A 12,000-nucleotide genomic window follows, 5' to 3' on the forward strand; every position below is an offset into this window, starting at 1 on the left:
CATCCTGACTGACGATACGGAGCCGGCCATGGCTACGGGATCTGCGGGACCCGGATCGCCGCCCGAGCCCGACCCGGAACTTTGGGAGCGGCTGCGGGTCGGGGACCATTTCGCGCTGGGCGAGTTGTTCGACCGGTACGCCGACGACGTCCGTGCCTTCGCCTTCCGGCGCACGGCCTCCTGGAGTACTGCGGACGACGTCGTCCAGGCGACGTTCCTGAACACCTGGCGGCGCTTCCAGCGCAACCCACCCGGCCCGTTGACCGGACCGACCGCCCGCGGCTGGCTGCTGATGGTGGCCGCCAACGAGTGCCGGACCCTCTTCCGGACGGCGAACCGGCTGCGCAACCTGCTCGATCGCCTGCCCGACCCGGGGCCGGACCGCGATCACGCTCCCGAGGTCGCCCGCCGGCTGGACGACGAACGCCACATGTCGGTGATTCGTCGCGCCGTCGCCAAACTCCCCCGGCACGAACGCGAGACCCTCGAGCTCGTCGTCTGGTCCGGCCTCACCGTCACCGAAGCCGCGGACGCCCTCGGCGTACCCGTCGGAACCGTGAAGGCCCGCCTGCACCGCACCCGTCGTCGCTTTCCCGACCTGCTGACGCGGGTCGCCCTCACCGAGGAGCTGTCATGAACCTCCGACTCGACCCGCCGACCGTTCCCCCGCTGGACCCGGCGCGGCGCGCGCAGCTCCGCAACCGGGTCATGGACAAGTCACGCCCCACGGGCCATCGCCCGGCCCGCCGGTGGATCGCCCCCGTGGTCGGCGTCGGAGCCGTTGCGGCCGTGGTGGCCGGCACGCTGGTCGTCACCAACAGGCCGTCCAGTGACCCTGGGGTCGCCGGCGTCGCGACGGCCGCAACGCCCACCGCTGCCGGGAACAGGCTCGGACCCGTGTCCGACGCCGAGGCGACCGCCGCCTTCGCGAAGTCCTGCGAACGTCGCATGCACGGCGAGATCAAGCAGCCTCTCACGGTCGTCTGGGCGCGACGGGTACCAGGCCAGACGTCGAAGGCCGAAGACATCCTCATCATCGTCAAGGGCTCTGGGGCCTCAGGCATCGCGTCCTGCCTCGCCCCCTCCGGAAGCGGCGGGTGGCAGCGGGATGGGTCGGCGTGGATCAAGGAGCCGACGCCGAAGCAAGGTCTCGTGGGCCTGATCGGAGGTACCTCCTCGACTTCGGCGCCGAAGCCGGAGTCCCGGATCTGGATGCTCTACCGGGCCCGCCCGGAGATCGCCCGGGTCGAATCGCGCTACGTGTCGAAAGGCAGCGTGGGGCCGTGGCAACGAGGTTACGTCGACAGCGGCTACGCCTACACCGACAACCGGGCGAACGCGGATCTCAGCGCCAGCAGCCTGCGCCAGGAGGTGCGGGCGTACGACGCCCAGGGCGGGCTGATCCCGATCGAGCGGAAGTAGCGGCGTCAGCGGTGGCGGCCGGCGGCGCGGGCGACGTTGATGAGGACGAGGCCGAGCCAGCCGATGACAACGCCGAACGGCCCGATCATCGCGGCTGAGATCGCGGTGATCGGGATGGCGACGACGACCGAGATGATCGCCAGCGCCAGCCCGCCCGGGTCGGTCTCACGGCTCGGGTGCCGGCGCTGGGCCGGCTCGGGCAGAGCGTCGAGGCGCCGGTGAACATCCCGCGCGTCGAGCTTCTCCAGGAAGCTGTCGATGATCTCAGCCTCGTACTCCGGTCCCAGCTCCTGCCGCGCCGCCACCGCGGCCCGCAGGTCCTTCCGCACCTCATCCGTCGCCATACCAGCAAGCTACGGCCGCGAAGCCGCCGTACCAATCAGGGAAACCCCCCGATCACACCGGGGGTTTTGTCTACCCCCTGGTGGCTGACCTCCACGTCCTGCACAGCGAACCGCCCCCGGACAGTGTCCGGGGGCGGTTCGCGTACGGCGTGCTACAGGTACTGACCGGTGTTGGTTGCGGTGTCGATGGAGCGGCCGGGCTCGGTGCCCTGCTTGCCGGAGATGAGCGTGCGGATGTAGACGATCCGCTCGCCCTTCTTGCCGGAGATGCGGGCCCAGTCGTCCGGGTTGGTGGTGTTCGGCAGGTCCTCGTTCTCCTTGAACTCGTCCACGCAGGCCTGGAGCAGGTGCTGCACCCGCAGGCCCTTCTGGTTCTCGTCCAGGAAGGCCTTGATCGCCATCTTCTTCGCCCGGTCGACGATGTTCTGGATCATCGCGCCCGAGTTGAAGTCCTTGAAGTACAGGACCTCCTTGTCACCGTTGGCGTAGGTGACCTCGAGGAAGCGGTTCTCGTCGGCCTCGGTGTACATCCGCTCGACCGTGCGCTGGATCATGCCGTCCACGCACGCCTGCCGGTCGCCACCGAACTCGCCGAGGTCGTCGACGTGCAGCGGCAGCCCACTGGTCAGGTACTTCGAGAAGATGTCCCGCGCCGCCTCCGCGTCGGGGCGCTCGATCTTGATCTTCACGTCCAGCCGGCCGGGCCGCAGGATCGCCGGGTCGATCATGTCCTCGCGGTTGGAGGCGCCGATGACCAGGACGTTCTCCAGGCCCTCGACACCGTCGATCTCGCTCAGCAGCTGCGGGACGATGGTGTTCTCCACGTCGGACGACACACCGGATCCGCGGGTGCGGAACAGCGAGTCCATCTCGTCGAAGAACACGATCACCGGCATGCCTTCGGAGGCCTTCTCCCGGGCCCGCTGGAAGACCAGGCGGATGTGCCGCTCGGTCTCACCGACGTACTTGTTCAGCAGCTCGGGACCCTTGATGTTGAGGAAGAACGACTTCTGCTCGGCCACCCCGGTCCGCTCGGCGACCTTCTTGGCCAGCGAGTTCGCCACCGCTTTCGCGATCAGTGTCTTGCCGCAGCCGGGCGGGCCGTAGAGCAGCACGCCCTTCGGCGGCTTGAGCTCGTGCTCCAGGAACAGGTCCTTGTGCAGGTACGGCAGCTCGACCGCGTCCCGGATGGCCTCGATCTGGCCGGCCAGGCCGCCGATCTGGGTGTAGTCGATGTCCGGGACCTCTTCGAGCACCAGCTCCTCGACCTCGGACTTCGGGATCTTCTCGTAGACATACCCGGAGCGGGGCTCGAGCAGCAGCGAGTCGCCGGACCGCAGGGCGATGTCGAGCAGCGGTGAGGCGAGCCGCACCACCCGCTCCTCGTCGGCCTGCGCGATGACCAGCGCCCGCTCGCCGTCGGCGAGCAGCTCCTTCAGCATCACCACGTCGCCGACGACCTCGAACTCGCAGGCCTCGACCACGTTGAGTGCTTCGTTCAGCATCAGTTCCTGGCCGAGCCGGAGCGCGTCCAGGTCCACCGACGGGCTCGCCGCGACCCGGAGTTTCCGGCCGCCGGTGAACACGTCCAGCGTGTCATCTTCATTACGTCCGAGGAAGGTGCCGAATCCGGACGGCGGTTGCGCCAGCCGGTCGACTTCCTCCTTCAGGGCGATGATCTTCTCTCGCGCCTCCCGCAGCGTGTCGGCCAGCCGCTCGTTCTGAGCGGTGACACTCGCCAAGGAGGCCTGTGTTTCGGACAGCCTGCTCTCGAGCGACCGGCTGTCTGCCGGGTGCTCGAGCAGCCGACGTCGCAACGCCGCGACTTCGGCTTCCAGGTACCGGACCTGGTTACGCAGTTCTGCCGCGGTAGGACTCTCGTCTCCAGCCACGATCATCACCTCACCATGTGGGGCTCGACCCTATGGACCTTACCCAGAAAACCTCGCCGGGCAAGCTGAATCCCATCACGTGTCGGTTGCGGATGAATCAGTTGCCTTCGGCATGTCGCCAGTTGATTCCGCACGAGCCTCTACGCGTCGGGGCCCGAGGTAATCGTCGCCGTACGCACCAGGCGCCGGGCGTCGCTTCTTCCGGGGTGCCTGCACCCCGTGCGCCATCCTTCGTGCTGTGACCAGGAAGGCGGTGTGACCTTGCATCCGGTGGCCCGGACGAACCGCAAGGCCTTCTACATGCCAGTCTCGCACGAGTGACTCCCACGCGCGCGGCTCAGTGAACTCGCCGTGTGCCCTCAGCGTCTCCACAAAGCGGCTCAGCTGCGTCGTGGTGGCCACATAGGCACAGAACACACCACCGGGTGAAAGTGCCTCAGCGACGGCGTCAACGCACTCCCACGGCGCCAGCATGTCGAGTACGACGCGGTCCACGTTCTGCTCGTTCAGCTTCTCGACCAGGTCGCCGACCTCGAGCCGCCATGCCGGGTGCTCGCCGCCGAAGAAACCGGTGACGTTCTTCCGCGCGACCTCGGCGAAGTCCTCCCGGCGCTCGAACGAGATCACCTGTCCGTGGATCCCGACCGCCCGCAGCAGCGCTGTGGTCAGCGCACCGGAACCGGCGCCGGCTTCGACCACCTTGGCGCCGGGGAAGATGTCGGCCATGGTCACGATCTGCGCGGTGTCCTTCGGGTAGATCACCGCGGCACCACGCGGCATCGACACCGAGTAGTCGGCCATCAGCGGCCGCAACGCCAGGTACTCGACGCCGCCCTTGGACCTGATCACCACGGCATCGGGGCCGTCGATCAGCTCGTCGTGCGCGATTCCGCCCTTGGTGGTGTGGAAGATCTTCCCGCGCTCCAGGTTGACCGAGTGCCGGCGGCCCTTCGAGTCCTGCAGGGTGATCCACTCGCCCTCCTGCAACGGCCCGTGGTGGACCCCGGAGTACGCCTGGTCGGGAAAGTCACGCAAGTCAGCCATAAGGCGCTCACCTTAACTTTCGGTCACCGCAACCGAGTAATCAGCGCGAGCGGAACGCGCGTTCCACGTCGGCCGTGGCGAGCACGCCGTACACGGCGCCGCCCGCGTCGAGGACGAGGTACTCCGAGGCGGGGTGTTCACGCAAGGTGGCGAGGATCTCTTCGCCGGTGTCGTTGACGCCGATGATGTGGCCCGCGCCGATGGCGGAGGAGACCTCGCTCACCGTGGTCCACGGGCGCTGGTTCGGGGCGACGGCGGCGACTGCGGACTCCGATACCAGTGCGTGCGGTTTGCCCTCGCCGTCGATCACCACGACCGCGCCGGCCTGGGTCTGACCGGCCAGCCGGACCGCCTCGGAGATCGGCGTACCGGAATGGACGGCGACGGCGCGGCGGGCCAGTGTCCGGACCTGGAGCGCGGGCAGCTTGCGCCGCAACCGGGCCTGCATCAGCGACGCGGTCGAGCCGGTCCAGAGGAAGAAGCCGATCAGCAGCGCGATGACGAAGTCGACGATCGACGGCTGCCAGCCCCAGATCTCCTCGAGCAGCACCGGCCCCGCCAGCACCGAGATCGCGAGGGCGCGGCCGGCCCAGGCGGCCACGATCGTGCCGGTGTGCATGTTGCCGGTGAACTTCCAGACGATCGCCCGCAACACCCAGCCGCCGTCCAGCGGCAGACCCGGCAGCAGGTTGGTGACGCCGACGATCAGGTTCGCGACGCCGAGCTCCCACAGGGCGACGTACCCGACGCCCTCGTCGAAGGCGCGGGACCCGAAGTAGGCCAGCCCGCCGACGATCAGCGACGCGACCGGGCCGACCACCGAGACGGCGAACTCCTCCAGCGGTGACTTCCGCTCGCCCTCGATGTGCGTGCCGGCCGCGAAGAAGCCGAGATTGATCTCCGAGACGCCGATGCCGAACCGCATCGCCATCAGCGCGTGCGCCAGCTCGTGGACCAGGATCGACAGCGTGAACGCCACCACGAACGCGAACGCCGCGGCGTAGCGCCAGCCGCCGAGCTCCGGGAACTGCTGCCCGATGATCGCGGCGAAGCCGACCGCCAGCAGCATCGCCACCGGGAGCCAGGTGAAGCGCATGGTGAGCCGGATCCCGCGGATACGACCGAGCACCCACGTGCCGGGCGGTGGTGGACCGGCCGGCTGGGCGGGGTTCTGGGGATCGCGCGAGTCTGACATCAGGCCCAACGCTACTTTGCCTTCGGTAACTCCGTGCTACACACCCACCGTAAGGGTGGCGATGTATCCCCGATCGACATCTCCGGTGACCGTGGCCAGCTGGTGTACGCCGTCGTCGTCGCCGAACACGTTGTCGTCCTCCAGCGACGTCCGGCTCAGGTTCTCGGCGCTTCCGTCGTACCCGTCGGTGCCGTAGACGGTCGCGCAGACGTCCTTCGGCAGGGCGAGCTGCGAGGTGCGGGTGATCTGCCCGGACCTGGTCGCCTCGTCGACGCTCGGGTAGACCTCGAAATGGATGTGCGGCCAGCGGCCTTGGTACGCGGCGGGGAAGATCGTCGTGAAGGTGACCTTGCCGGCCGTGTCGGCGGACTGGACGCCGCGGAGGTAGTTCTCCTCGGTCACGCCGTCGGAGTACAAGGAATAGCGCCCCTGGGCGTCGCAGTGCCACAGGTAGATCGCGGCGCCCTCGAGCGGGGTGTCTTTCGAGGCATCGAGGACGGTGAGCTCGACCGAGAGCGGTACGCCGGCTGCCTGGCCCGTCGCCGTACCGAAGGACTTGGTGAGGTCCTTGCGGACGATGCCGGACTGGGCGAGGACGTTCGGCCCGTTGGAGCCGTCGCCCGGAAACGGGCCTCCCGTCTCCTGCGGGATCTCGTCGACGACGGAGGACGTGGTACCGGCGGCCGGGGTGGCAGGCGTGTCCGTGTCTGAGCACCCGGTGACGGCGACCAGACCCGCGCCGGCGACCAAGCCGAGGAAGCGTCGGCGGTGGAGGGTGGCGAGGTCGTACCCGAGCCCGCGGTCGTGGTTCGGCGGAGGCTGACGCGTCATGCGTCCAGGGTGACGCGCGCAGCCGATGGTCAGCCGAAAGCCGGCTGGCAGTTTGCTGGGTTTTCCACAGGCGCGGGGTGGGGTGCGCGCGAAGTGTCGGTAGTTGTGCCTAGGGTTTCGGTATGAGCGTTGCAGCAGCTACCGATCCGCAGGTGCATCCGCGTGGGGCGTTGTCGCCGTCCCGGGCCGCGGACTTCATGAGCTGCCCGCTGAAGTATCGGTTCCGCGTGGTGGACCGGCTGCCGGAGAAGCCGTCGGCCGCGGCCGTGCGCGGCACTGTGGTGCATGCCGTGCTGGAGCGCCTCTTCGACCTGCCGCGCGGTCAGCGGACGCTGGAGCAGGCCGCGGAGATGCTGGAGCCGCAGTGGCAGCGCGTGCTCGAGGAGGAGCCCGAGGTCGCCGAGCTGTTCGCGGAGGACGCGAGCGGCGATGAGCTGGCGAAGTGGCTGGCCGAGGCCCACCAGCTGCTCGGGAAGTACTTCACCCTCGAAGACCCGAATGCGCTGGAGCCCGCCGAGCGCGAGCTGTACGTCGAGACCGCCCTGGACTCCGGTCTGGTGCTGCGGGGCTACGTCGACCGGCTCGACGTCGCGCCGACCGGTGAGATCCGGGTCGTCGACTACAAGACTGGTCGCTCGCCGTCGGAGTTCTTCGAGGCCAAGGCGCTGTTCCAGATGAAGTTCTACGCGCTCGTGCTGTGGAAGCTGCGCGGTGTCGTCCCGGCCATGCTCCAGCTGGTGTATCTGGGCAACGGCGAGATCGTCCGCTACAGCCCCGACGAGGCCGACCTCCGCGCCTGCGAGCGCAAGGTCTCCGCGCTCTGGATCGCGATCACCCGCGCGCTCGACTCCGGCGACTGGCGCCCCAGCCCGGGCCCGCTCTGCGACTGGTGCGACCACAAGCCCATCTGCCCCGCCTGGGGCGGCACACCCCCACCCCTCCCGACCCGCTCGGTCGAAGAGGTAGCCGCCGAATCAGCAGGCATCGACCTCATCACGGTCGACGGCTGATCCCACCTCCACCCCGCCGAAGGAACCCTGGATCGATACGGTTCGTCGCATGAGCGTGGCTGATGTGGCGGTTCGGGCGGTCGGGGTGTGGAAGGTGTACGGCGGGGGGCAGACGCAGGTGGATGCGTTGGCCGACGTGAGCGCGGACTTCGGGACCGGCCGGTTCACCGCGATCATGGGGCCGTCCGGCTCCGGGAAGTCGACGTTGCTGCACTGTCTCGCCGGGCTGGACAAGCCCTCGGACGGCAAGGTGTTGCTCGGCGACGTGGACCTGACCACGCTGCCCGAGAAGCAGCTCACGCACCTGCGCCGGGATCGGATCGGGTTCGTGTTCCAGGCGTTCAACCTGGTCCCGACTCTGACCGCGCTGGAGAACATCACGCTGCCCCTCGACCTGGCCGGCCGTAAACCCGACCAGGAGTGGCTGACCACGGTGATCGACTCGATCGGTCTCGCCGACCGGCTGGGCCACAAGCCGTCCGAGCTGTCCGGCGGTCAGCAGCAGCGCGTCGCCTGTGCCCGCGCTCTGGTCTCCCGCCCGGACGTGGTGTTCGCCGACGAGCCGACCGGCAACCTCGACTCGCGTTCCTCCGCGGACGTCCTCGACTTCCTGCACCGCTCGGTCCGGGACTTCAACCAGACCGTCGTGATGGTCACCCACGACCCGAGCGCCGCGGCGTACGCCGACCGGGTCCTGTTCCTGGCCGACGGCACGCTGCAGTCCGAGCTGCTCGACCCGACCGCCGAGTCGGTGCTCGATGCGATGAAGAAGCTCGAGACGGCCGCGGTCGACCAGCCCGCCGGCAACCTGGCCGGCTGATGTTCAAGCTCGGCCTCCGCTCGGTCCTCGCGCACCGGCTCCGGTTCGTCCTGTGCACGCTCGCCGTCACGCTCGGCGTCGCGTTCGCCGGTGGTGCGATGGTCTTCACCGGGACCCTCTCGCACGCGCTGAAGAAGAACTTCGCGGTCAGTACGGCGGACATCACCGTCACGCCGTCGTCCCCGATCGAGACCGGCACCGACCGCCCCGCGAGCTTCCAGGTCGAGGTCGCTGACCGCATCGCCGCCGTACCGGGGGTCGCGAGCGCGATCCCGCAGCTCATGGTCAGTGACATCCAGATCCTCGGGCCGGACGGCAAGCTGGTCGAGAACTACGGCCTGACCAGCTTCGGGGCCGCCTGGCCGCGGGATCCTGGCGCCGCGCCGTTCAAGCTGGTCGACGGCACCCAACCCTTCGGCGGCAGCCAACTGGCGCTCGACGAGTCGACGGCCAGTCGCGCGGGCTACGAGGTCGGCGACCAGGTCAAGATCGTCACGCCGACCCAGGCCGTCACGGCGACGCTGACCGGAACCACCACCCCCGCTGCCGCCGGCGCCGCGGCCGGTGCGCCGCTGGTCACCTTCGACGGCGCGACCGCTCAGCGCCTGCTGCTCGGCAAGGCGGGCTGGACCTCGATCAGCGTCGCGGTCCAGCAGGGCTCCGACCCCGACACGGTCAGCAAGGCGATCACCACGGCCATCGGCAGCTCCGTCAAGGTCCGGACGGCGAAGCAGGTCACGGCCGACGGCGAGCACGACCTGGACCGGACCTTCGGCGGCTTCAGCACCGTGCTGGTGCTGTTCGCCTGCCTCGCGCTGTTCGTCGGCACCTTCCTGATCGTCAACACGTTCGCGATGGTCGTCGCGCAACGGTCCCGCGAGCTCGCGATGCTGCGGGCGATCGGCGCGTCCCGCGGCCAGGTCACGAGCTCGGTCGTCGTCGAGAGCATCGTGATCGGTTTCCTCGGCTCCACCCTGGGCCTGTTGATCGGCATCGGCGTCGCCGTCGCGATCCGCTACACCTACCAGGCCCTCGACCTGCGCATCCCGACCGCCTCACTGCAGGTCACCCCGACCACGGTCATCACCTGCTACATCATCGGGATCGGTGTGACGGTCGCCGCCGCGGCCCCCGCCGCCCGTCGGGCCGGAAAGCTCCCACCGATTGCCGCCCTGCGCGACGACGTCGCCGCACCGGAACGCTCACTGCTCACCCGCCTCCTGATCGGCGGCTTCGTCCTGCTGACGGCGGTCCTGCTGTTCGCCACCGGTCTGAACGTCGGCGGCCTGCCCGGCGTCGTCCTGATCGTTCTCGGCGCCGGCATCGCGACCATCGGCATCGTGATGCTCAGTCCGCTCCTCAGCCGGTACGTCGTCCGCGCGCTGATGTACCCGTTCGGCCGCAAGGCGCCGGTCACCCTCGGCCGCCGCAACGCCGAGCGGAACCCGCGCCGTACGGCGGCGACCGCGTCCGCGCTGATGATCTCGGTCTCGCTGATCAGCGGCCTGATGGTGATCGCCGCCTCGGCGAAGGCCTCGATCAACCAGAACATCGCCGACGCGCTCGGCAGCTCCCAGATCCTCATCACCTCCAACGGCACGCCGAGCTTCAGCACGCAGGTCGGCGACCGGACCGCGAAGATCCCCGGCGTCCGGTCCGTGCACCGGGTCCGGCAGGAGACCGGCCAGGTCGGCAAGACGAACGTCCAGGTCACCGGGATCAGCGACGGCACCCTGGACGGCCCGATCAGCACGACGTTCGACAAAGGCTCCGCGGCCGCGCTCGGCTCTGGCCAGGCACTCCTCCCCCGCAACCTCGCCACGACCCTCGGCCTGAGCGTCGGCAAGACCTTCGACGTGACCACCTCGACCGGCAAGCACAAGCTCACGGTCGGCGGCATCGTCGCACCGAACCGGCAGCTCAACGCGGTGATCGTGTCGCTGCCGACGTACCAGTCGATCGGCGGCGCGACGACCGACACCCTGCTGTACGTCGATGTTGCTGACGGCAACGAGGTGGGCCAGGTCCGGGCCGGCATCCTCGGCGCGCTGGCCAAGGACTACCCGTCCATCCAGGTCCGCGACCAGCAGGCGTACGCCGCCGCGGCGCGGGTGCCTGTGAACGGCGTCCTGGGCGCCGTCGGGTTCCTGCTCGTGCTCGCGGTCCTGATCGCACTGCTCGGCATCGTGAACACACTCGGACTCGGTGTGGTCGAGCGGACCCGGGAGATCGGTCTGCTGCGGGCGGTCGGGATGGACCGGCCGCAGCTGAGCCGGATGCTCCGGGTCGAGTCGATCGGGATCACGATGCTCGGATCGCTGCTCGGCCTGGCGCTCGGCGTGGGGGTCGCGTCCGCGATCCAGTCGGCAATGGTCAACGACGGCCTCAATGTGCGGGACATCCCGGTGCTCCAACTGCTCGGCGCGGCGGCCGCTGCTGTCCTGTTCGGAGTACTGGCTGCGGTCTGGCCGTCACGCCGTGCAGCCCGCCTGAATGTGCTCGGGGCGATCGCCGCGGAGTGATGACTGCGGTGCACTCCTGAGGTGAAGCCAGGCCAGTGATTCACAGGTAGCCTGCCGGTGTGCCGGGGACTGTGCAGTCGATCGAGCGGGCCGCGGCGGTGCTGCGACTCCTCGCCGCCGCGCCCGACGGGCTGGGAGTCGCCGAGCTCGGCAATGCGCTCGGGCTGGCGAAGACGACCGTGCACGGCATCCTCCGGACCCTCCATCAGGTCGGTTTCGTCGAGCAGGACCACAGCGGCGCGCACTACCACCTGAGCGACGCGTTCGGCCGGCTCGGCGAGAGCTACCTCGACCCGAACGAGCTCCGCAGCCGCGCGATCAACTGGGCCGACTCGCTGGCGTCCCGCAGCGGCGAGGTCGTTCGCGTCGGCCGTCTGGTCGAGGGCAAGGTCGTGGTCGTCCACCACGTCTTCCGGCCCGACGACAGCGACCAGGACCTCGATGTCGGTACGACGCTGCCGCCGCATGCGACCGCTCTCGGCAAGGCTGTGCTCGCGTACGACGCCAGCGGCGCCTCCCGGCCACGGGTCCTAGAGGCGTACACGACCCGGACGATCACCGACCCGTCCCGGCTGGCCGAGGAGCTCGCGGCGGTGCGCGCCCGTGGCTGGGCGAGCGAGTTCGAGGAACACACGGTCGAGCTGGCGAGCATCGCCGCGCCGATCCGCGGACTCGGCGGCCTGGTCGTCGGCGCTGTCGGTCTGGCCGGCCGGGTCGAACGCATCTGCGACAGCCGCCTACGCCACCGCGCCGACCTGGTCACCATGGTCCGCGCCACCGCGGAAGCCATCGCCCGCGACCTCCGGGAAGAGGCATGACCCGGATGCCCAGGCCATCACAATCGCGCGACTCCTCGACGGCTACGCCTCAGAGCGAGGCGATGTCGGTCATTGTGGTGGCCTGGGGATCCGCGGTTGGCG

At 69.3% G+C, this 12,000-nt stretch carries 11 protein-coding genes; 6 read left to right on the forward strand and 5 right to left on the reverse strand.

From position 1 onward, the window contains the following. Nucleotides 1–28: 28 nt before the first annotated feature. Together OHA18_RS36695 and OHA18_RS36700 are read left to right on the forward strand one after the other, a co-directional pair. Nucleotides 29–637 (forward strand): RNA polymerase sigma factor, encoded by a 609-nt coding sequence (locus OHA18_RS36695; RefSeq protein ID WP_328999971.1) that lies wholly within the window; start codon nt 29–31, stop codon nt 635–637. Further along, nucleotides 634–1,422, forward strand: a complete 789-nt coding sequence (locus tag OHA18_RS36700; RefSeq protein ID WP_328999972.1) for a hypothetical protein — start codon at nt 634–636, stop codon at nt 1,420–1,422. Before OHA18_RS36695 ends, OHA18_RS36700 begins: the two co-directional genes overlap by 4 nt. Before the next feature lie 5 nt (nt 1,423–1,427). On the opposite strand, the gene OHA18_RS36705 is transcribed toward OHA18_RS36700, so the two are convergent. The 5 genes from OHA18_RS36705 to OHA18_RS36725 form a co-directional block, all read right to left on the reverse strand. After that, nucleotides 1,428–1,766: a hypothetical protein gene (locus tag OHA18_RS36705; protein ID WP_328999973.1), complete on the reverse strand. Its 339-nt coding sequence runs from the start codon at nt 1,764–1,766 to the stop codon at nt 1,428–1,430. Nucleotides 1,767–1,918: 152 nt separating this feature from the next. Beyond that, nucleotides 1,919–3,664: a proteasome ATPase gene (arc, locus tag OHA18_RS36710; protein ID WP_328999974.1), complete on the reverse strand. Its 1,746-nt coding sequence runs from the start codon at nt 3,662–3,664 to the stop codon at nt 1,919–1,921. A gap of 69 nt (nt 3,665–3,733) precedes the next feature. Beyond that, nucleotides 3,734–4,702, reverse strand: coding sequence for a tRNA (adenine-N1)-methyltransferase (locus tag OHA18_RS36715; protein WP_328999975.1), 969 nt, complete (start codon nt 4,700–4,702; stop codon nt 3,734–3,736). Between the two features lie 40 nt (nt 4,703–4,742). Beyond that, entirely contained in the window at nt 4,743–5,897 is a 1,155-nt protein-coding gene (locus OHA18_RS36720) for a M50 family metallopeptidase (RefSeq protein ID WP_328999976.1), read from the reverse strand. Between the two features lie 36 nt (nt 5,898–5,933). Next, a complete protein-coding gene (locus OHA18_RS36725) occupies nt 5,934–6,728 on the reverse strand; it encodes an intradiol ring-cleavage dioxygenase (RefSeq protein WP_328999977.1) in 795 nt (264 codons plus the stop codon). Nucleotides 6,729–6,850: 122 nt separating this feature from the next. Between OHA18_RS36725 and OHA18_RS36730 the strand changes: the two genes are divergently transcribed. From OHA18_RS36730 to OHA18_RS36745, 4 genes are read left to right on the forward strand one after another with little or no spacing between them, the layout of a single operon-like run. Continuing rightward, complete coding sequence (locus tag OHA18_RS36730) at nt 6,851–7,738, forward strand: RecB family exonuclease (RefSeq protein WP_328999978.1); 888 nt, start codon at nt 6,851–6,853, stop codon at nt 7,736–7,738. Between the two features lie 49 nt (nt 7,739–7,787). Then, nucleotides 7,788–8,558 (forward strand): ABC transporter ATP-binding protein, encoded by a 771-nt coding sequence (locus tag OHA18_RS36735; RefSeq protein ID WP_328999979.1) that lies wholly within the window; start codon nt 7,788–7,790, stop codon nt 8,556–8,558. Continuing rightward, the gene (locus OHA18_RS36740; protein WP_328999980.1) at nt 8,558–11,080 is read left to right on the forward strand and encodes an ABC transporter permease; all 2,523 of its coding nucleotides are present in this window, start codon (nt 8,558–8,560) and stop codon (nt 11,078–11,080) included. The genes OHA18_RS36735 and OHA18_RS36740 overlap by 1 nt, the downstream gene beginning before the upstream one ends. Nucleotides 11,081–11,139: 59 nt before the next feature. Beyond that, a complete protein-coding gene (locus OHA18_RS36745; protein ID WP_328999981.1) occupies nt 11,140–11,898 on the forward strand; it encodes an IclR family transcriptional regulator in 759 nt (252 codons plus the stop codon). The last annotated feature ends 102 nt before the right edge of the window (nt 11,899–12,000 follow it).

The sequence above is a fragment of the Kribbella sp. NBC_00709 genome, assembly GCF_036226565.1.
Taxonomy (GTDB): Bacteria; Actinomycetota; Actinomycetes; order Propionibacteriales; family Kribbellaceae; genus Kribbella.